This is a genomic window from Vibrio sp. 10N.247.311.14, assembly GCF_041467715.1.
Taxonomy (GTDB): Bacteria; Pseudomonadota; Gammaproteobacteria; order Enterobacterales; family Vibrionaceae; genus Vibrio; species Vibrio crassostreae_C.
Map to the genome: position 1 here is coordinate 69,319 of NZ_JBFSVE010000015.1, position 20,172 is coordinate 89,490.

Here is a 20,172-nt window from a genome sequence, read left to right on the forward strand (position 1 = left end):
TCTTTGCTTCTTTGCTTCTTTGCTTCTTTGCGGAGTGTTAGCCGAGTAGAGCGCCGCCATCGATATCGATGATTGACCCTGTTACGTATGGGTTGTTAATCGCGAATAGGTAACCCATAGCCACCTCTGAAGGCTCGCCAACCTTGCCTGCGGGTAGGTTATTTTTGGCGTTGTCGTACATGCTTGTACGAGCGGAATCGTCCATGTTTTTGTAGGCTTCCGTCATGGTTAAACCCGGGCTAACGGCATTGACTCGAATGGGTGATAGCTCTTTCGCCAGTATTTTAGTCACGCTTTCTAGTGCGGCATTGATGGCGGTTTTTACGTAAGTGCCAGCCACTACTTTGCGAGACAACATGCCTGTCGTGAGCGTGATAGAGCCGTTTGGCGTCATGTAGCGTGAGGCATGTTTTGCTACGTTTAAGCTGCCCCAAAACTTAGTGTCAAAAGCTGTCTTAGCGTCTGCGGTTGCTACGTCTGTTACTTTTCCTGCGGGAGCGGATGAGCCAGCCGTTGCGACTAAGTGGTCAAACACGCCAATCGATTCGAAGTATTCACAAATTGACTTTTCATTGCTGATATTAAGGCCTGTATGTCGGCTAGCGACGTGCACTGTGTTGTTTTCGTTTCTCAATTTCATCGCGAGTGCTTTACCGATGCCTGATGTGCCACCAATGATGACGAAAGTGCGTTGCTCTTGATTAGTCGATTCGTTAGTCATGCTCTGAATTCCTGCGTTGTTCTGTTGATGTTTGTCACTATATTTATTCGACTAAATTTGATAATTGGTTAAAATATAAATTCATTATTCGGTTAATCTGAATAGTGTCGCTGAGTATTCAGATCGAGCATTAAGATCGAGAAGTAAGACGAAGAGACGGAAGCGAGAATCGTATGGATAAGTTTTCAGATATGGCGATGTTCGTCAGTATTGTTAAGCATCACGGGTTAGCGGCGGCTGGGCGCGAACTGGGTTTATCACCTGCGACCATGACAGCAAGGCTTCAAGCGCTGGAAGAGCGATATGGTGTGAAGTTGTTGAATCGAAGTACGCGCCATGTGTCTTTAACCGACTCTGGCGAGCTGTATCACAAGGCGTGTCTGGAGATATTGGATAATGTCAGTGAGGCCGAAAACCTGATCCAAAATGGCGTCAAAGAGGTCAAAGGTCCACTCAAAATCGCCGCGCCGAAAGACATCGGAAAGCAGTACATTCTTCCGATTCTCTCTGAGTTCTGTCAGCAATATCCCGACGTGATCCCTTACCTCTACTTGAACGATAACCTCTCGAACATTGCTGAATCTGGCATGGATATCGTGGTCCGTTATGGTGAATTGGTCGACAGCAGTTTGATATCCAGACGCTTGTCACCAAGCCGACGTGTGCTGTGTGCTTCTCCTGAATATCTTGCCAAGCATGGAACACCGTTAACACCACAAGATTTGGTTGTTCACGATTGTTTAGCCATGCTGCGCAGCAATGAAGAGCTCAAGACATGGCACTTCCAAGATCATGATATGAAGAAGTCGATTACTGTTGTTCCAAAGCGATTTTCAGACGATGGCGAAGTGATTCGCTACTGGGCATTAAAAGGCGAGGGCATTGCTCTTAAATCGGTACTGGATGTGCAAGGCGACATCAATAACCAGCGCCTTGTGACGCTGCTTAATGGCTACATGAAGAACTTCAACACCGCGATGTCGGTGTCGAGTGCCGATTTGAATGTGGTGTACATCAGCAAGAAATATCAGCCCAAGCGTATCCGGTTGTTTCTTGATTTCTTGTTTGAGCGGTTTGGCGATTTGGTTGAAAAGTCTAGTTAGATTAGCCGAGAAGCAGCGCATGACAGATCTCTCGAACTCAACACCCGGGTACGGACAGAGAACATTGAACTGGTTATGATACGACCAACATAAGGGATGTGATTGGAGAGAGAAATGAAAGTCGTCGGTAACACGGTTATCCAACCTTTTCACAAAGCAACTTGCCACTGTGGCGCAGTCGAACTAGAACTCAGCCTACCTAACGGAATAGAAAAGCCACGCCGATGTGATTGTTCTATCTGTCGTCGTCGAGGCGCAATTGTGGGTTCTGTCGCGCTTGATGGTATCAAGATCCTTAAAGGTGCAGAACATCTCAAGCTTTATCAATTCAACACCAATACCGCCAAGCATTATTTCTGCTCAAACTGCGGTATCTATACCCATCATCAGCGCCGTTCTAGCCCAAATGAATATGGTTTTAATATCGGTTGTTTGGAAGGGGTGAACCCTTTTGATATTGGAGATGTGGTGACCAACGACGGTGTCAATCACCCAGCTGATCGTTAATTTATTGAGCACTAAAAAGGGAAGGGATTATGTCTGAATACGGAGCGGTCATTCGCTGGCAAAAAGCGCAAGATGAAGCCTTTAGTGATAACCAATACAGCCGCGGCCACACATGGGAGTTCGATGGCGGTGTTACTGTGCCTGCTTCGTCCTCTCCACATGTTGTGCCACTGCCGTTTTCGGTGGAAGCGAATGTTGACCCTGAAGAAGCCTTTATCGCGGTACTTTCTAGCTGCCATATGCTGACGTTTTTGGGCATTGCCGCAAAGCAGAAGTACGTGATCGACTCCTATGTCGATGATGCGATTGGTGTGCTGGAAGAAGATGAATCTGGCCGCTCATCGGTCACTAAGGTGACTCTGCGCCCTAAAATTGTGTTTTTAGGTACCAAAAAGCCCACCGCCAAGCAGCTCGACAAACTGCACCACTTGGCGCACAAAAACTGCTTTATCGCGAACTCGGTAAAAACGGACATTGTGGTAGAAACTAAAGCGTAAACCACACACGTTAACATCCAAAAACCGCGAGGTTGCTTAGTGCATCACTGGCGGTTTTTTTGTGTCTGTGTAATCCTACGTACGGTTTTAATTGAGTGACAGTTAGAAAGTTTTGAGAGATAGGTAGAGAGCTCTTGAATGGTAGGAATAGATTGATTAGCAGAGAGTTATGTTTAGCGTCCCATTGAATAGTTTTGTACATCGAGTGAGTGATAAAAGCCAAGTGATGGTGAATGCTGCGGAATGTGGATGTCAGTTGAAACGAGTTCGTCGTTCGCGTAATTGGCTGTTGGTCGCTCAAGAGTATCAACTCGTTGAATTTAAAACGATGTTAACCCATGAAAAAGACGGTTGGATAGCAATTGCAATCGACAAAGTGCTGCCTAAACCCGTGGTGTGTTTGGCATCTCTGTTGGCCGCTACACCTTCAATGACTGTGGCTCAGCTGGTGATGGAATCTGGATGTTCAATGGCCGAAGCAAGACGTGCTATTGATGAACATGAAGGTCTGTAGGCGTATTCAAATCGTGTGAAAAGAGAATTGCGAGCAGCAAAAAGCCCGTAACGATATTGCGCTGGAAAACGTCATATCGTTACGGGCTTTATCATCTGTGCTGCTGTTAAGCTAAGCCATGCGGCTTATGAAGCATTGAATCGATTAAGAGTTCGCTACTTTTACACGAATCGTGTTTTTGCCAAGCTTTGACAAGTTCAGCTTGTTTAGTGCCGCTTTAGCTTCTTCTTGCTCTGGCATTTCAACAAAAGCGAAGCCTTTTGAGTCGCCAGTTTCTTGGTCTAAAACTAGGCTGCACTCTTTTACTGAGCCAAACTCAGAAAATAGCACACGGATGTCTTGCTCAGAGGTAGAGCGCGATAGGTTACGAACTAGAAGTTTCATAATAAACCTTGAATATGAATTTACGCCGAGCATTGTCGCACACTTTCATGCTCACCCTCACAAATAATTGTCTCGCGGCTCTATTTCCTTGTAGCTCTATCTAAGCACTAGCCGCGGTTTATCGTGATGTCTGATACGAAGCCATGCTCTGTGCTGGTCAACGCCTGTTGTAGCATCTGAGCGGCTTCTTGCGCGGTCATAAAGCTCGAGGTATCCATGTCTTTACCGCTTGTATTCCAAAACTCGGTCGCCATTCCTCCAGGGTAAACCGCCACGATTTTCATCGGGTGACCTTTTAGCTCCAACCTCACCGATTCGATAAAGCCTTTCACGGCCCATTTTGCCGCGCAGTAGGTGGACTCTTCCGCTTTAGCACCTTGGGCCGCCGTCGACATCACCACTGCAATGGTGACCGATTGATCTTTGTAGCGCTGCACAAGCTCGCGAATCAAAAAGATCGAAGACTCGATATTGTTCTTCAGCATGTCGCTGATGGTGGTTGGATCTTGCTGTTCTATTTTACCGAAGTAGCCACTGCCAGCACTGTGGATCACCAGTTTAGGCATTTCAGGTAACGCATCCAATAACTCACTCACTGAGTGCGGGTCACAGAGATCACACGCTTGGCTAATGGTATTCGCAGGTAGGCCTTGCGCTACTTCTGCTAAACGTTGTGAGTTGCGACCTGTAATGGCTACACGCTGAGCGTCTGTTGCAGTGTTAGCGTATTGTATCGCGAGCGCTGCGCCTAAACCGCTGCTTGATCCGGTAATTAAAATCATACTGTCTTAAGTTTGTAGAGTTGATTCGAGATAGTAAGGGGCTAGGCTAAGATTTTCTGAGATCTATGGCTAAAGTTGATCGATAGCCTGGTTGATAGGTTGATAGGTTAATAGCTTGGGTGATCGGGCGAGCGGTAAGGCTGAGCTAAGAGAGTGGGGGAAAGCCGTTAAGAATCGACGGGTTTAGCAAGAAATAACAGCGTTAAAAAACAACGAACTAACAAGTAAAAGCGCCGGCATAGAGCCAGCGCTTTTGAGTAATCATAAGTGATTATTCGTCGTCGAACTGTTTGATCGTGAACGCGTCTTCGATTCGGTTAAGCTCTTCTTGTTCTTTCACTCGCTTCTCTTCTTGCAGAGTCGCTCTCGTTTCGTTGAAACGTTTTTTCTCTGACTTAGTCAGGAATTTTACAGCTTTTTTGTTGGTCAGTGCGTAAGCAACTACGTCTTCACCTTTTTCTCTGCGGTCGTTTACGCGTTGTGAGAAACGTTCATTGTCGCGAGCTTTACGCTCCGCTGAGGTCAACTTGCTCATGCTTTAAAGCCTTTTCAATTATTCATGGTAGGGAATCTACGCTTAGCGAAACAAATGGGGACTGCTTAGTGTCAGTCTAGTCCATTTGTATGCTGGTGGCGCATCTTAGCACAATGGCTTGAGCATGCAGGTATGCTATTCGAGGGATCAAACAAAACAGCCCACAATTTTTGTTGTGGGCTGTTTTGTTACGTACTGTAGATGTAGTCATCGTTTTAAAACTAAGAATCAGAAACGGCAGTTACATCAAATCTTCTCGATGTATAAGATGACCTCTCCGACTTTAAAGCCAAACTTAGACATCTCAGTCTTGTTGAACAAGCGTTTATCGTCCATTAAGAACATCCAATCATCGAGCACCACTTCATAGGTGCTGCCGTCTACTTCAATTTCTAGATCATATTTCCAATACAGCGCAGAACCTTGGGTTTCACCATAAGCGGTTCCAACGACATCGTTGGCAGTCCCAGAATAGGTGTTTTCGCCCGTTTTGATCAGATTCCAAACGCGAGTTGAGCGCTCGCCATCAGCAAAAGAGAACCACTCTTTTATTTCTCCGTTGTCACCGTCCCAAGTCGCGATCAGTTTGGCATCAAAGCGGCGCAGTAAGTTACCAGAGCGGTCTAGCACCATGCCGTAGGCCATTAGCTCGCCATTAAAAAAGGTTTCAAGCTTGAGCTCTGGCGTTGTGTCGACATGGTCTTCTAAACTTGCAGAGCCACAGCCCACTAGCCAAGTGAGTGAAAAAAATGCCAGAGCAAATTTTATTATTGTTGTTTTTGGATTCATTTGTTCAAACCTAAAAGTTGTTTACGAAGACCGGGTTCAGAGGTGTTTTCAGACAACCAAATCGCTAGAAAGGCTTCACCAAATTGCTTGTCTTGGATGGTGCCGATCGGTTGTTCATCGAAATAAAAACGACTTACGTTATCTTCAGCGACACGAATCGTTAGTGTGCTTCCTTCTTCCACGTTCGGCCACATCGCGTACAAGGGTTTCAACCAACGTTGAATGTTGCTGTCAGAGTAGCCAAGCTTGTTCCACTGATCTTCGGTAGCGTCTACGAGGTCTTTGCTATCGATAGAGCGGTAATACTCAAGCTTCAAAGCTCGTTCGGAGTTGGTTGGAGTCGCGTAGAATTCTGCCGAGTAGAGAGTCCAAAACAGGTAACTCATTTCACCCTCACCACGTTTGTTCAGATCATCGACAGCAGAGGCTCTAGCGTGTCCGGCAAATAACAGCGCAGCAAATATTAACGGGAGAGTAATAAAGCTTAGAAGTGTGTTTTTTGCTTGCTGATGAGCGCGAACAATACCTCGCTCAGGTTTGAACGTTTGTGTCGGGTTGCGTGGATAAGCCATAAGTCACCTCGTTATTGCCATTTTAGGTTGTATTAAGTTGGAGTAGGCGGCCACCAGTAAGGGCAACAAAATCCCCCAACTTATTGCAAGGGCAGCAACTACCGATGCATCTGGCCAAGTAGTAAGAAGAGCACCTGCTTTGATGCCTCCCCAATAACTACTAGTACCTGCTACGAACCCTATGACAAACAAGATCACTTTCGAGCATTTTAAAAGCCAATTTAGGCTGTGGTTAAAACTGATTAAGAACATGATCCACAGGCAGACAAGCCACACCGGGAACCACGATTGATTCGCAATTTCAGAGTCGACGGCAAACACGCCGAAGTGGAGTAAGAGGCTATCAAGCAATAGCCCCAATGGTAATAAAATGAGTATCTTCAAATCGCTACTGCGAGTCGGTGATAGAAGGAAGTGAACCACTACAATCAGTGGTGTGACGAACGGGGCTTGCGCGGTAAAGAAAGCACTGCAAACCCAGGTCGCTTGAAACAGTACGAGATTAATAATCCAAAACCGCTTCATCTTTTTCTCCAAAGTAACGAGGTTTTCTTGCGACTACATGGTGAGTGCTGATCACGCGCTCTTTGAATGCGCCTTCACAGTAGCAGAAGTAGAAGGTCCATAAGCGTTTAAACTCTTCTGAATAGCCGAGAGACTCGAGCTCTTCCCAACTATTTTCAAAGGCGATGTTCCAATCATTCAGCGTTCGAGCGTAGTGCAGGCCAATGTCATCAATTTCTTGAACCACAAGGTCGGTGCTGGTCGCAAGGTGTTGGGTCATCACTGAAACAGAAGGTAGGCAACCGCCGGGGAAGATGTACTTCTGAATAAAGTCGACACCTTTACGGTATTTGTCGTAACGGCTGTCAGCAATAGTAATTGCTTGAATCAGCATCTTGCCTGAGGGCTTAAGTAGCGAGGAACATTTTTCAAAGAAGGTTTGTAGATACTCATGTCCGACCGCCTCTATCATCTCGATCGAAACCAACTTGTCATACTCACCAGTGAGATTGCGATAATCCTCTTTGAGCAGGGTGATTTTGTCGGTTAAACCAAGCGCTTTTACTCTCTGTTCAGCTAGTGCATGTTGGGCATCTGAGATCGTGGTAGTGGTGACGTGGCAACCGTAGTGTTGCGCCATGAAGATGGCTAAGCCGCCCCACCCTGTGCCTATCTCGACCACGCTATCTTTCTCAGACAGTTCTAGTCGCTCACAGATGGTTTTCATTTTGTTTTGTTGAGCCTTCGACAAGGTTTCTGCGTCTTCGCTGTAGATTGCGGAAGAGTACTGCATCGAGCTATCTAAGAAGCGCTCATACAGTTCGTTGCCAATGTCGTAGTGGGCGAGAATATTTCGCTTAGAGCCTTGCTCGGTGTTGGCATTCTTACGGCGCAGCAATAGGTTTTTGATGCGAGAAATCCATTGTGTCTTGTCATCAAGCTCATCCAATTGGGCTTGGTTACGAGCCATGATTTGAATCACACGCGTGAGGTTTGGGCTGGTCCATTTACCATCGATATAGGCTTCAGATGCCCCAATGCTGCCATTGATGACCACATCTCTAAAAAAGGTCGCATCATGAATCACGATTCGACCTTTCAATTCAGCTTCTCGATCACCAAATACTGAATGCTGGTCGCGCTCAATGATTTCAAGCGTTGCGAATTGCAGGCTTTCTAACACCTTGAAGATTAAAGCTCGATATTTACAGTTGCTTGAAACAGCAACGGCTTTAGCTTGTTGTTCAATATTGTTGTTTTGTTTGGCAAGCTGTTCCATGTAAACCTCGCTGATAACTCATTCTAATATTTTGTGCCAACTAAGCTGAGTTCAGCTCCTTGATTGGAGCGAACCCAAGCTAGAAATGATTTCTGTTTTAAGCGCTTAAGATGTTGAGTCTGGATGCGCCACAAACGGTACTTTTTTCAGGAATAATTTGAGAGCCTGATAATAAATTCCCATCACGACTTTTATCGTCATCGCCGGAATCTTGAATACCGTTCGTCTAATGTTTGTCTTGGTTACTGACTGCTTCGTCAGGGCTAGTGTCGCATCGAAAAGCTTGTCGTCTCGGCGGCTTTCGATGTGAACTAACGTGCGTTTCGCTGGTGGCTTAATCTTCCAAAAATAAGTCATGTTCAAATCCATGAACGGCGAAACGTGAAACTCTTTTTTTACCTTCAATTCTTGGTGCATGTCGATGAGATAGTAGTGTCTTTCTCGCCAAGGCGTATTACTCACCTCAGCCAACATGTACTTACAATCTCCAGTCTCGTCATAACAGAAGAAACAGTTGATTGGGCTGAAGTAGATGCCTAAACAGCGGCACTGAGCCAGCATCGTCACACGGTTTGAATCAGACCAAACCCCACCAAGTTGTTGCACTTTGGAAGCTATACGTTGCTTAAGTGATTTTGGTTCATCCGTGGTGACATTTTCTTTTTTTTCAGCGAGATAATCCGATTCGACAAAGCGAATCGGGTTGTACCAACGAGTTCCGAACAGCGCACTGCGCGCTGTGGTTTGGGGCAGCTCATCAAGATCTAACCCCATCATATACAGCTGATAGCTGAACTCATGAGTGATGTCGCCAAAGCGGCGATGTCTGACGTTACCCCAATAGATACCGCTGAGCTCTTCACTCTTTTCGGATGCGATCCCCATCTCGGGTGTCAGGGTTTGACTGTTCATAGCGCGGAACTCGTACTCAAATCTAAACCGAAGCGTTTGGTCACATCGAGTGCACTGTGGACACCGTCTTCATGGAAGCCGTTATACCAATAAGCGCCAGCAAAGTGCGTCTGGTTTTTGCCACAGATTTGCTCACGCTTGTGCTGAGCTTCGACCGTGTTCGAATTAAGTACCGGGTGATGATAAACAAAGCTGCGAATAATTTTTTCTGGGTCGATGGCTTCGCTTTGATTCAAGGTGACACAGAAGGTGTCTTGGCTTTCGATGCCTTGCAGAATGTTCATGTTGTACGTGACACAGGCAGGTCGTTTACTGTCGCCATCCAACATGTAGTTCCAGCTTGCCCAAGCCAGTTTTCTGTCTGGTAACAAGCGAGTATCGGTGTGCAGAACCACTTCATTGCGGCTGTATGGGATCTCGCCCAGTACCTGTTGCTCTTGTTCTGTTGCATCACCAAGCAAGCGTAAGGCTTGGTCTGAGTGGCAAGCAAAGATTACTTCGTCGAAACCTTGTGCGCTGCCATCTTCAAATTCAATCGTGACGCCTGTTTCTTGGCGAGTCACTTGTTTAATCGATGTATTCAGTGCAACAGTCTTACTTAGGCGTGAAAGGATGATTTCAACATAAGAACGCGATCCCTTTGGTATCACATACCACTGAGGACGGTTCGCGATATCGAGCAATCCATGGTTGTAGAAAAACTGAATGAAGAACTTGAGCTCAAACTCTTCCATTTCTTCCAAGCTTGTCGACCAAATCGCCGCGCCCATCGGTAAGATGTAGTGCTGGCTGAAAAAGTCGGAAAATTGATTATCTCGTAGGAAACTGCCAAGGGTAACGTCTGGTGTGAATTCATTGCTTTCAAACTGAGCCTTACACAGCTTGTTGAACTTGAGAATGTCAGACACTAAAGACCAGAACTGAGGTTTGAAGATGTTGCTCCTCTGCGCGAACAACGAATTAATGCTGTGGCCGTTGTACTCGAACTTAGTGGTGGTGTTGTGGACGCTGAAGCTCATCTCAGTCGGTTGCCTTTCGACATCGAGTTGTTCTAGAAGCTGATTGAAATTCGGGTAGGTTCGATCGTTGAATACGATGAAACCTGTATCTATCGAAAACGCCGAGCCTTGATGTTCAATATCAACGGTCGCGGTGTGCCCCCCAACGTAATCATTCTTTTCGAATACTGTTACGTCGTGGTGCTTATCTAATATATGCGCGCAAGTGAGTCCAGAGATACCTGAACCAATAATGGCGATTTTCTTCATTGTTATACCATCCTTGAAGCGAGTTTTTGCCAAACTGGAGTTGGGAGCATTCTTAGTAGCTTCATCAACATGATGAATCGTCTTGGGAAATCGATTTCACTCTTTCCTTGAGCGATACCATTTACGATTCGCTGAGTTGCGGCCTCACTACTAATAATCATAGGCATAGAGAACGTATTTCGCTCGGTTAATGGCGTTTCAACAAAGCCAGGGTGCACAATTGAGACATGAATGTTGTGCGTTGCCAGATCAACCGAAAGTGTTCTGCCTAAGTAGGTGAGGGCTGCCTTTGAAGCGCCATAAGCCTCGGCTCTTGGCAAAGGTAAAAAGCTGGCGCTGGAGCTGACTAAAACCAAACGGCCGCCGGGCTTGATGTTTTTTAACCAAGCTTTAAGGGCGTAGCCAATTGAAATTAGGTTTATGTTGATGACGCGCTCAAAAAGCTCGGCATCAAAATTCACTGGGTCGTCGATGTACTCACAATCACCCGCATTTAAAATCAGCAGATCGAGCGGCTTGTCTTGGTCGAGTTCTGGGAAGTTGTGGTAATCAGTCAAGTCGAAACAGAGCGGTGAAATTGATGAATGCGCGACGTCTGTCTCGTGCGAGTCAACTAAGGCTTGCAGCTTGTCTGAGTTGCGGCCACAAGCAATCACCTGATGCCCTTGCTGAGCGTAATCTTTAGCTAGGGATTGGCCGATACCAGAGGTCGCGCCTGTAATCATAATACGCATTATCGGCTCGCCCTCTTTTTGATGGATTTGATCGCGCAGCCCAGTACTGGAATGTGTTCGTACAACATAGAGCCGACGTCGAGGTAGTCTCTGTGGTAGACCACTTGACCGTCGAGCATCTTAAGGTGGCTGTGCCCTTGTACTTCGATTGGCTTTTGCCCATTTAATTGCTTGTGAGCAAACTGCATCGTCCAGTAAACGGAAGCTTCGTCGTTCGCTTCGAAAGTGTGTTCGATATGAAAGTAACAGCTGGTTACTTGGGTGTAGAGGTTCTCGAAGTAGTGCGTAAGCGCCGAAATACCGCTGACATGATGCAGCGGATCTTGGAATTCAATATCAGGGTGATAAACCGTCTTAAGCACGTCGAAATTGTCGGTTCCGAGTTCTCGATACATGTTGAGAAAGTTATCAAGCCATAGAGAGTTATCCATAATATTCACTCTAATTATTTGAAGAAGGCTAAGGCTCTCAATCGTGCTTCTTTATGCTCAACGATGGGTTGCCAGTATTCGCTGTCTATTCCGTTTTTAGCGATAAAGTCATGTGGGAAATGTACATGCTTATCTGGGATATTTTGCAGCTCTGGTATGTACTTACGAATAAAAATTCCTTTTGGATCAAACTTTTCACTCTGAGTGATTGGATTGAAAATTCGGAAGTAAGGTTGAGCATCACAGCCAGTACTTGAAGCCCACTGCCAGCCACCATTGTTGGCACTAAAGTCTCCGTCGATAAGGTGCGACATAAAGAAACGCTCGCCCCAACGCCAGTCAATAAGCAGGTGCTTGGTTAGGAAGCTTGCCACCACCATTCTTAGTCTGTTGTGCATCCAGCCCGTTTCAACCAGTTGACGCATTGCGGCATCAACCAATGGATATCCTGTTTTTCCTTCGCACCAAGCTTTGAAGCTAGGATGATCGTGATACCAATCTAAACCATTGTATTTTTGCTGAAAGTTAGCACCTTTGACCAGTTTAGGGTGGTGGAACATCAAATGCTTATAAAAATCTCGCCAAATCAATTCATTGAGCCAACAAAAGGCCGGTAATTGCGTATCAAATAACAGATCGGGTTGCTGCTGAATCAATTGAATCGCTAACCAACGTGGGCTCACGGCGCCAATCGCTAAATAAGGTGATAGCCCCGATGTTCCTTTAACTGAGGGAATATCTCTCAGACGTGCGTAGTCGTTGACTTTATTGCCTAAGAAATTGGGGATCACATTGCCCAATACATCTTGGCTTAATGGCCAGCGACTCGAATCAACACGCGGAAAATCGAAATCATAGTCAGCAGAGATGGTTAAGGCTTGTAAGTCGTCAGGAAGCTGTGTTTGTGAACGTTCAGCTGACTCGACAGGAGCTGGACTGCAGATGATGCCTTTCACCTGAACTTCTTTTAACCAAGCGTTCTTAAAGGGCGTAAAGACTTTGAACATCTCGCCTTGTTTGTTGAGAACGCTACCGAGTGGCAGCATAACGTCACAATCGCTGATCTTCAGGTTTAGGCCGCTTGAAATCAGCTTTTTATCGCGAGCTTGTTCATCGACCTCTGGTTCAGAGTTAGCGTAGACGCACTTGGCATCAAGCTGCTGGCACAAATCGATGAGCTGTTTGGATTGGTCGTCAAAGTCGCTAGCTTTCAGGTGAAGCAACGTTATCCCGAATTCAGCGAGCTGGGAATCGAGTTGTTTTAGATGACGATAGATGAAATCAGCTTTGATCGGCGCAAGGTGGTGTTGCCGCCACGTTTGAGGCGTTGAAATGAAAACGGCGGTCGTTACGCCGTTTTCAACTGCCGCGACGAGCGCTGGGTTATCGTGAATCCGCAGGTCTCGTCGTATCCATAGTATGTCGCTCAATATCCGTATCTCAGTTTAAGTTCTTGAGGGTGCGGGTTTAGGTAAACCTGTGATTCTAGGTATTCGTTCGGGTATTCCATCAGGTAGTGATTGATCAGTGTCAGTGGCACTAGCAGTGGAACAACGCCCTCTCTGAATGATGCGATCTGGTTGGTCAGCTCTTGCTTGTGAGCGCTACTCAGTTGTTTTTTAAAGTAACCCTGCAAATGATGCAGCGTATTGGCGTGACTGCCTCGATTCGCGTGATGAGACAACGCCGTCATCAAGCCTTCGATGTATTGAGCCGCTAGTTCGTCGATATCTAAATCATTACCCGCTAGCAGTTTGCCTAAGCTTTTGTAACCCTCAACGTGGTGACACATGACTAGATATTTGTGGGCGCTGTGGAACTGAATCAGTTTGTGCTTGGTCACACCTTCATCCACAAGATCGAGCCATTTTTGGTAAGTGAACACTCGAGTCATGAAGTTTTCACGCAAAATGGGATCGTTAAGGCGGCCGTTTTCTTCAACGGGAAGTAACGGGTTGCCGTCCATAATTTGTTGGGTGAACATGCCTATGCCTGTCGATTCAGAGCCGCGACCATGGTGGTGGTACACCTTCACGCGCTCCATGCCGCAGGTTGGGCTTTTTTGACACACAATAAAGCCAGCAATGTGTTGGTTTTTCTTTGAGTAGTTTTGACCGAACTCGATCAGTTCGTTGGTCACATCACCTGAGCCATCAGGGCGAGAAACATGGATGATGTCATCTAGCATTCTTGTTTGACGAATGGTTGGACGAGGGGTTGGAAGACCAACAGCCATCTCTGGGCAAACAGGTTCCAATTCCACGTAGTCTGCTAGGTCGTCTGTACAAAAACGAGAGCGTTTATGACCTGTGTCGAAACGTACTTTGTGTCCAGCAACACATGCACTGATACCGATTTTGATTTTCTTTTCCATTGGCCAACTCCTTTGCTCTTGCTCTGAGCTTTTTCTTATAGTTCAACATTGCTAATCGTATTTACAGAGCTGGGTGTGTTTTTACTTTGACACCGTAGTTGTTTTTATTCAGATGTATTGACGATATACAGGATAGCTTTATGCCATCCTGTATATTTATAGCCTGCAACTGGGTTAATAGATATATTTTCCAAGTGGATTGAATAGTTGGCTCACACCTTTTGTGAAGTAAAGCGCATCACTTGAAACGGTTAAACAGACACAACCTTCTTTTGTTGCCGGTTGATGAGTGTGATTGCCATCCAACCAGATGAAGTCACCTTTGTTGTAAACGCCCATTTCGTCTTCGAAACTGCCCTCTAGAAGAAGCGTGATCTCGAAGCCTTTGTGGGTGTGGCAAGGCACTTGTCCATCTTTGTCGATGTGCAACAAGCTGGTGTGGTGTGCTTCGTCAGCAAAATCGAGTCTTGCTCGTGAAATTTTGCCTAGGTTCATCCAGTCCTTTCTCGCTACTGAGTTTAGAGCGCGAGGGATTGTGAATGTCGTGTCAGCAACAGTTACTTTCTGAACCTCTGGAGTCACTTCAACAGACTGAGAAGTATCAGCTGTGATTTGCTCTATCGCGTCAAAATCAAAGTCCATGTCGTCCATTGAGAAGCTGTCTAGATCTTCATTTGAGAATACTGGTTCTGCGTCAAAAGCATTATTCGCTGCTACAGCTGTAAGCTGCTTGACTTGCTGTTGGCAGTGTTCACACAGCTCTACATGGCTAGAAACAATCAAAGAAACTGAATCAGCCAACGTGCCATCGACGAAGTCTTTCAAGATTGCCGCGTTTGGGTGATGTTTAATCATGGTCTTGTTCCCCCATGTGAACTTTTAATTTGGCTAAAGCGAGTCTCAGACGTGATTTCACTGTTCCAAGTGGGACGCCAAGTTGCTGAGCGAGTTGCTCTTGAGAGAGCTCTTGAAAGTAAACGCCTTTGACGATGGTTTTCTGAGCGAGAGGCAACTTTTCTATTTGAGTCATTACGTGTCGGCTCATCAAATGGTCACCGAATGGCAAATCTTCGCTTTGAGACTCGGCTACCATCGCATCGATTGGCCAGATATCGTCGGCTATCGTTTGTTCGGCTTTCGCTTTCACTTTGCGCAACATGTCGAATGCTGCATTACGCATTACCGTGTAGACCCAAGTGGTCGCAGCGCCTTTATCTACATTGTAGAGATGTGCTTTCTTCCAAACATTAGTCATCGTGTCTTGAACTAGCTCGTTTGCAGCAGCTTCGCCACCCAACTTACTGATACCAAAACGCTTGATCTTAGGAGCGAAGAACTTGAACAAACAGGTGAACGCCTGCTTGTCTCGGTCTGTACCAACCAACACCAGCCAGCTCGAGAGCTCTGTCGGTACTTTGTTGTCTGTAGGTACTTTGTTATCGGGAATAATGACATGCTCCTTGCCGTTCCCTGAACTTCTGCTTTCCACTTGCATAGTAACTAACCATCATGCGAATTTGATGGGCACTACGTGAAAGGAGAAAGTCGGGATCACTTTAATTTAAATTAATTTCTACTATACAAAATTATAGTGAAGAAAAGTGCTTATTGCCCCGTAATGATTTGATTCAAAAAAGGAACTAGAGACGGAAAACTGGCTGGCTCAGTAAATTCTGTTTTCTTTTCCAGTGGGATAGGCATCATTTCGAGCAATCGCGCACAGATCCATTGTGGGCTCTCAAAATCAGGAGTGGGATAGAGTGTTCTTATCGAATCGTGGTCGCGAAACAACTGAACCAAGAAAGCGGTAAACACGTTAGGCACTTTATATTCATCGGTAGGCCAGTGAGGCAACAAGCTGAACTTACTTTTAATCAGGTCATCATCGTCTCGAAACGACCCATGCAATTGCACCAACTTTTCGCCTTCGACATCAATTTCTAATATCTGGTCGTCCGACATATTGAAGTCGACGATGGTCACCTTTGTTCCCCAAGAGCTGAGATGATCAGAGTTAGATTTGTCTTGAGTGGCGATAATGAAACCATCGCCCTGCGCTGCGTGAGCGACCATCGCGAGATACTTTGGCTCAAAAATGCGCAGTCTTTGTCTGCCTCCCGGTAAAAGGAAGATGGGGAGGGGAAACACAGCGAGCTCCAGAGAAGACTCTACGGGTGTTTCTGGTTCGGCGTCTGTCCGCGTGGTCTTCCTAGGTGAATTCGGCACATAGTACTCCTTAGTTCAGATGTGATTCGAGAAGATATACGCGGGGAGGGTGGTGTTCGATCAATTCGCTTCGGCTTATGTTCGCAAAGGGATAGATATTTTGTTGCACCTGTTCATAAATTCATTGTTTTTACCTTTTCTCATACGCGTCATTAGGTAATATATGAACAAATAGTAAGCGAATGGGTAGTTGCCAGACGATGCTTCTATCTGACGTTCTTCTATACCTAACATCGCATCAAAGGAATGGTCATGATTGTTATTTATGGTATCAAAGAGTGCTTAAATCCAATTAAGTTGCAGCTCTCTAATGTGTTGCAGCAGTGCTTGAACAGTGAAATGGGTTTACCCGATGACAAGCGAGCACATCGGTTTGTGCCATTGGAACGAGATGACTTCTTTTACCCGGAAGGAAGAACAGAAGCCTATACCGTCATTGAGATAAATATGATGGAAGGTCGAGCGGTAAACACCAAAAAGCGCTTAATTAAGAAGATATTTTCTGAGATAGAGAAGCAGTTAGCTATCTCTCCGATTGATATTGAAATCACCATTAAAGAGCAGCCTTCACATTGTTGGGGTTTTCGAGGGATGACGGGCGATGAAGCACAAGATCTGAAGTACAAAGTGAACGTCTAGGGTTTAAGCTCTTAACTCTTAACTCTTAACTCTTAACTCTTAACTCTTAACACGTAAGACTTAAGCCAATCTATCGAGTGACGGCTTTGGAATTTGATGCCAAAGCCGTTTTCCTAGTTCTCGACACTAACCTTTAAGCATCTAAGCATCGTCACTCTTTTTTAAATACTGATGCCAATTTTCATCGATCACGTCAAAGTGCTCAACGCAGAACTCTTTTCTGTCTTTCAAATAGTCGTTTTCCACTTCATCGAGCAAGTTCTTATAGGCATCGGGATCGCTGCCATACACCAAGCATAACGTGGAGAAGTAACGCTGCAGATCGAAACTGTGCTCGTCGATGTATTCCCCCAAGTCGTAATACTCTGGGCGGTCTTCTGACTCGAAAGCGAACATGTCTGCAGCGCTGATAGCAGCGTCGGCCCCATGCTCTACGTAGTTAAGCAGTAGCACGGTTGCTAGGTTATCAACCGCATCTTCTTCTTTACCCAATATGGCAATGTTCTGATCTTCGATATACGCATGCCCAGTCTCGTGTAGCAGGGTGTGCAGCAAGGTATCAATAGCGCCGGTTTGCGCAGATTTCCCATACTCTTTTTCGTATTGGTTCTTCTCAAAGTAATTGAGTGACTCAGCGTAAAAACTGTAAGGGATCAGTACTTGATGGGTTTGTGGATCGTAGAGTGGTCCTTTTTCCCCGCCATATTGAATGGTTAATGGCTTCTCAAACATGAAGAGTTGGTTTGATAGGTCGACCACGGTGTCATTAACGCCACTGCTTTGAATCTCTCGTTTGAGCTGCTCTTCTTCGGTATTTTGCGGTGTAGAGTACTCGACGATTAGGTTACTTTGGGTGGCTTGTTCACTAGATGCATAAGTTGTGGCAAACATTGCACTCAGGGCTAGGCTGCAGGTCAATGTTCGTTTCAATAATGTCATCGGCTATCCTTGTGATTACGTTGCGATTCAGAGTCGTGCTGGGGGTAACAACTCCAAGCTGTGCACCCTGATTTAGTTATTTCGTTAGAGTATAAGTTTAGACGGAATTTTGATGCATCGAGGACTGCAATTTTTGAAGTAGGCGCTATCATATCAATGAATAATCCGCTTAGAGATTCGCCACAAAGAATAAGTAAGCTGAATGAGCGGTGTCGATGTGATTCGTTTCTATTGGTAATTAACAGATAAATTTCGGTTCAACACAACCCTTGTGCTATACTCCGCGCCCCAATCCGAATTGGCTTGTTTAATCTTAGGAAATTATTATGAGTGTTAAAAACGAACTTCAACAAATTAACAACCGTCTAGACAAGTGTCGCCACAAGTTAGATGCTGCTAAAACTCGTAATGATCGTCCTGTTGTTCGTCAGTTCGAGGAAGAGATTAAGAAGCTAACTAAGAAAATTGCCCAGCTTAAACACAAAGAAAGCTATGATGTGAACCAAGAGCGTAAGTCTCTGGTTGATATGCCATTTAGCCGTGAGATCACTAAGGCTGAGCAAGCGGATATGGGTAAACTTAAAAAGTCTGTTAAAGGACTCGTAATTGTTCACCCAATGACGAAGATCGGTAAAGAACTTCGCATTGAGGTTATGACTGGTTACGCACCGAAAAAATTCTAATTACCAGCGATGGTGATGAAAGAGGAGCTAGAAATAGCTCCTTTTTGCTTTTTTAGGTATTAAGAAAGCAGAGTCAGCGGCATAGATACTCACGCCGTTTTCAACTTTTAGGAGGTGATTGTTGTCACAAATCCTTTTATCTCCTATAAAAGTTAACGTGCTACTAACATGGTACTAAGCGATCGCAGTAATGTGTTCGCTTTTCGAATCCACACTTTCTCTCCAGTTTGTATAAATATAGGTAGAGCAGCACAAATAATTACAGATAAAACTAGACTCATTAGGGAAGATGAGAACGTAAAAAAATAGAGGTTATATGAATCAATTAATTTCAATTGGACCACTAGAATCCTTCCTAATCGCGATTAGTGTTTTGTTTCTAGGTCATTTCGTCAATGCAAAGCTTCCGATTCTCAAAAAGTACAACATTCCAGAGCCCATTGTCGGCGGCTTGATTGTCGCTTTTGCTATTACAGCCCTGCACTTTAACGGCCTTGATCTTGAGTTTTCCTTGCCCCTGCAGAACACGTTTATGTTGATGTTCTTTGCAACGGTCGGTCTTGCGGCGAACTACACGCAGCTGATAAAAGGTGGTGCTAAGGTATTCCTATTCTTAGGGGTAGCGTCGGTTTACATCATTATCCAAAACGGTGTAGGCGTAACCTTAGCTACGGCACTAGGCCTTGAACCCTTGATGGGTTTGATTGCTGGCTCTATCACCCTTTCGGGCGGTCACGGCACAGGCGCGGCTTGGTCTCAAACTTTTGCAGACACGTTTGGCATTGCAAATACGCTAGAAATCGCGATGGCTTCAGCGACCTTTGGTTTGATCATCGGTGGTATTATCGGTAGCCCAGTGGCGCAAAAGCTGATTGATAAAAACCAGCTTGAATCTGAGTACGGCACTGGCACGCAAACACATGAACGCTTCCCTGAACTTGTTACTTACAACGAGTATGAAGAAGACAAAGTGACGGCGAAGAAGGTGATTGAAGTGTTGTTCATCCTTCTTATCTGTATCACGGGTGCGAAGTACCTAGAGCAGTGGGTGGCGACTTTTGAAATTTCTTGGTTGATGATTCCTGACTTCGTTTACGCGTTGTTTATCGGTGTGTTCATCACTAACGTGTTTGAAGTGACTAAGCTGCATAAGACTGACAGCGAAACGGTCGATATTCTTGGTACGGTGTCATTGTCACTGTTCCTAGCAATGGCGCTAATGAGCCTTAAGCTTTGGAACATATTTGACCTTGCGATTCCGTTCTTGGTTATCCTGGCGGTTCAGGCGGTTGTGTTAGGTATCTTCTCTTACTTTGTGACGTTCAAAGTAATGGGTTCTAACTACGACGCAGCGGTTATGGCAGGTGGTCACTGTGGTTTCGGCCTAGGTGCAACACCAACAGCGGTAATGAACATGGGCTCTTTGGTGAACCGTTTTGGTCCTTCACCACAGGCGTTCATGGTGGTGCCAATTGTTGGTGCCTTCTTTATCGATATCGTTAACCTGATTATCCTTCAAGGTTACATCTCGTTTATCGGTTAATGTTCGCCTTTGTTTAAACGCGATGAGCTCATCGCACTAAGATGAACACAAGAAAGCCAGTCTGTTGACTGGCTTTTTTTGTTCTTGTTTATCGAGGTTTTCTTGCCTGATACCCCTTCGGTTAGGGCTCTGTCACATCAATAACTAGGGCGTGTTGATCTTTCGAGCTGATCTTTGCAGTGAGTTGCTGGGTATTTATACAAGGCAGAGGCATCGATGTGTAGCTAGCCTACATG

At 45.5% G+C, this 20,172-nt stretch carries 25 protein-coding genes; 7 read left to right on the forward strand and 18 right to left on the reverse strand.

What is annotated here, in order from left to right; translation table 11 throughout:
- Positions 1 to 37: 37 nt before the first annotated feature.
- Positions 38 to 721: an SDR family oxidoreductase gene (locus AB6F11_RS07770; protein WP_102393351.1), complete on the reverse strand. Its 684-nt coding sequence runs from the start codon at positions 719 to 721 to the stop codon at positions 38 to 40.
- A 173-nt stretch (positions 722 to 894) separates the two neighbouring features.
- Here AB6F11_RS07770 and AB6F11_RS07775 point away from each other — a divergent pair, with 173 nt between their 5' ends.
- The 4 genes from AB6F11_RS07775 (at position 895) to AB6F11_RS07790 (ending at position 3,342) form a co-directional block, all read left to right on the forward strand.
- Complete coding sequence (locus tag AB6F11_RS07775; protein WP_102397974.1) at positions 895 to 1,824, forward strand: LysR family transcriptional regulator; 930 nt, start codon at positions 895 to 897, stop codon at positions 1,822 to 1,824.
- Positions 1,825 to 1,938: 114 nt separating this feature from the next.
- A complete protein-coding gene (locus AB6F11_RS07780) occupies positions 1,939 to 2,331 on the forward strand; it encodes a GFA family protein (protein WP_017070209.1) in 393 nt (130 codons plus the stop codon).
- Positions 2,332 to 2,360: 29 nt separating this feature from the next.
- Positions 2,361 to 2,828: an OsmC family protein gene (locus AB6F11_RS07785; RefSeq protein WP_102397975.1), complete on the forward strand. Its 468-nt coding sequence runs from the start codon at positions 2,361 to 2,363 to the stop codon at positions 2,826 to 2,828.
- A gap of 169 nt (positions 2,829 to 2,997) precedes the next feature.
- Positions 2,998 to 3,342, forward strand: a complete 345-nt coding sequence (locus AB6F11_RS07790) for a ribosome recycling factor family protein (protein WP_017061272.1) — start codon at positions 2,998 to 3,000, stop codon at positions 3,340 to 3,342.
- A 144-nt stretch (positions 3,343 to 3,486) separates the two neighbouring features.
- Here the strand turns inward: AB6F11_RS07790 and AB6F11_RS07795 are convergent, their stop codons facing one another.
- The 16 genes from AB6F11_RS07795 to AB6F11_RS07870 all read right to left on the reverse strand — a co-directional run bounded on the left by AB6F11_RS07795 (position 3,487) and on the right by AB6F11_RS07870 (position 16,132).
- Complete coding sequence (locus AB6F11_RS07795) at positions 3,487 to 3,726, reverse strand: RNA-binding protein (protein ID WP_017061273.1); 240 nt, start codon at positions 3,724 to 3,726, stop codon at positions 3,487 to 3,489.
- A gap of 107 nt (positions 3,727 to 3,833) precedes the next feature.
- Positions 3,834 to 4,508, reverse strand: coding sequence for an SDR family NAD(P)-dependent oxidoreductase (locus AB6F11_RS07800; RefSeq protein ID WP_102397976.1), 675 nt, complete (start codon positions 4,506 to 4,508; stop codon positions 3,834 to 3,836).
- A gap of 271 nt (positions 4,509 to 4,779) precedes the next feature.
- Complete coding sequence (locus AB6F11_RS07805; protein WP_017061275.1) at positions 4,780 to 5,043, reverse strand: hypothetical protein; 264 nt, start codon at positions 5,041 to 5,043, stop codon at positions 4,780 to 4,782.
- A 246-nt stretch (positions 5,044 to 5,289) separates the two neighbouring features.
- Positions 5,290 to 5,832, reverse strand: coding sequence for a DUF3833 domain-containing protein (locus AB6F11_RS07810; RefSeq protein WP_017061276.1), 543 nt, complete (start codon positions 5,830 to 5,832; stop codon positions 5,290 to 5,292).
- Entirely contained in the window at positions 5,829 to 6,404 is a 576-nt protein-coding gene (locus AB6F11_RS07815) for a chalcone isomerase family protein (RefSeq protein ID WP_017061277.1), read from the reverse strand. The genes AB6F11_RS07810 and AB6F11_RS07815 overlap by 4 nt, the downstream gene beginning before the upstream one ends.
- 3 nt (positions 6,405 to 6,407) lie before the next feature.
- The gene (locus AB6F11_RS07820; protein WP_017061278.1) at positions 6,408 to 6,929 is read right to left on the reverse strand and encodes a DUF2878 domain-containing protein; all 522 of its coding nucleotides are present in this window, start codon (positions 6,927 to 6,929) and stop codon (positions 6,408 to 6,410) included.
- Entirely contained in the window at positions 6,907 to 8,187 is a 1,281-nt protein-coding gene (locus tag AB6F11_RS07825) for a cyclopropane-fatty-acyl-phospholipid synthase family protein (RefSeq protein WP_017070213.1), read from the reverse strand. The genes AB6F11_RS07820 and AB6F11_RS07825 overlap by 23 nt, the downstream gene beginning before the upstream one ends.
- A 105-nt stretch (positions 8,188 to 8,292) precedes the next feature.
- Positions 8,293 to 9,099: a DUF1365 domain-containing protein gene (locus tag AB6F11_RS07830; protein ID WP_017061280.1), complete on the reverse strand. Its 807-nt coding sequence runs from the start codon at positions 9,097 to 9,099 to the stop codon at positions 8,293 to 8,295.
- Positions 9,096 to 10,367 (reverse strand): NAD(P)/FAD-dependent oxidoreductase, encoded by a 1,272-nt coding sequence (locus AB6F11_RS07835; protein ID WP_102428126.1) that lies wholly within the window; start codon positions 10,365 to 10,367, stop codon positions 9,096 to 9,098. Before AB6F11_RS07835 ends, AB6F11_RS07830 begins: the two co-directional genes overlap by 4 nt.
- Positions 10,368 to 10,369: 2 nt before the next feature.
- On the reverse strand, positions 10,370 to 11,101 hold the full coding sequence (locus tag AB6F11_RS07840) for an SDR family NAD(P)-dependent oxidoreductase (protein WP_017061282.1): 732 nt from the start codon (positions 11,099 to 11,101) through the stop codon (positions 10,370 to 10,372).
- Complete coding sequence (locus AB6F11_RS07845) at positions 11,101 to 11,532, reverse strand: nuclear transport factor 2 family protein (RefSeq protein WP_017061283.1); 432 nt, start codon at positions 11,530 to 11,532, stop codon at positions 11,101 to 11,103. The genes AB6F11_RS07840 and AB6F11_RS07845 overlap by 1 nt, the downstream gene beginning before the upstream one ends.
- 14 nt (positions 11,533 to 11,546) lie before the next feature.
- Positions 11,547 to 12,962, reverse strand: a complete 1,416-nt coding sequence (gene phrB, locus AB6F11_RS07850; protein WP_065583940.1) for a deoxyribodipyrimidine photo-lyase — start codon at positions 12,960 to 12,962, stop codon at positions 11,547 to 11,549.
- On the reverse strand, positions 12,959 to 13,906 hold the full coding sequence (locus tag AB6F11_RS07855; protein ID WP_017060965.1) for a DUF523 and DUF1722 domain-containing protein: 948 nt from the start codon (positions 13,904 to 13,906) through the stop codon (positions 12,959 to 12,961). The genes phrB and AB6F11_RS07855 overlap by 4 nt, the downstream gene beginning before the upstream one ends.
- Positions 13,907 to 14,080: 174 nt before the next feature.
- Entirely contained in the window at positions 14,081 to 14,761 is a 681-nt protein-coding gene (locus AB6F11_RS07860; protein WP_017060966.1) for a ChrR family anti-sigma-E factor, read from the reverse strand.
- Positions 14,754 to 15,401 carry a sigma-70 family RNA polymerase sigma factor gene (locus tag AB6F11_RS07865; RefSeq protein ID WP_017060967.1) on the reverse strand — a complete coding sequence of 216 codons (648 nt, stop codon included), beginning with the start codon at positions 15,399 to 15,401 and terminating at the stop codon, positions 14,754 to 14,756. Before AB6F11_RS07865 ends, AB6F11_RS07860 begins: the two co-directional genes overlap by 8 nt.
- A gap of 110 nt (positions 15,402 to 15,511) precedes the next feature.
- Entirely contained in the window at positions 15,512 to 16,132 is a 621-nt protein-coding gene (locus tag AB6F11_RS07870; RefSeq protein WP_017065084.1) for an LON peptidase substrate-binding domain-containing protein, read from the reverse strand.
- A 252-nt stretch (positions 16,133 to 16,384) separates the two neighbouring features.
- Between AB6F11_RS07870 and AB6F11_RS07875 the strand changes: the two genes are divergently transcribed.
- Positions 16,385 to 16,771: a tautomerase family protein gene (locus tag AB6F11_RS07875; protein ID WP_102320407.1), complete on the forward strand. Its 387-nt coding sequence runs from the start codon at positions 16,385 to 16,387 to the stop codon at positions 16,769 to 16,771.
- Positions 16,772 to 16,912: 141 nt separating this feature from the next.
- On the opposite strand, the gene AB6F11_RS07880 is transcribed toward AB6F11_RS07875, so the two are convergent.
- Positions 16,913 to 17,710 carry a DUF4344 domain-containing metallopeptidase gene (locus AB6F11_RS07880; RefSeq protein WP_104216092.1) on the reverse strand — a complete coding sequence of 266 codons (798 nt, stop codon included), beginning with the start codon at positions 17,708 to 17,710 and terminating at the stop codon, positions 16,913 to 16,915.
- Positions 17,711 to 18,036: 326 nt separating this feature from the next.
- Here AB6F11_RS07880 and AB6F11_RS07885 point away from each other — a divergent pair, with 326 nt between their 5' ends.
- Both AB6F11_RS07885 and gltS read left to right on the forward strand, forming a co-directional pair.
- Positions 18,037 to 18,393 (forward strand): YibL family ribosome-associated protein, encoded by a 357-nt coding sequence (locus AB6F11_RS07885; RefSeq protein WP_017060971.1) that lies wholly within the window; start codon positions 18,037 to 18,039, stop codon positions 18,391 to 18,393.
- Positions 18,394 to 18,709: 316 nt separating this feature from the next.
- Positions 18,710 to 19,936, forward strand: a complete 1,227-nt coding sequence (gene gltS, locus AB6F11_RS07890; RefSeq protein WP_017060972.1) for a sodium/glutamate symporter — start codon at positions 18,710 to 18,712, stop codon at positions 19,934 to 19,936.
- Positions 19,937 to 20,172: the final 236 nt, after the last annotated feature.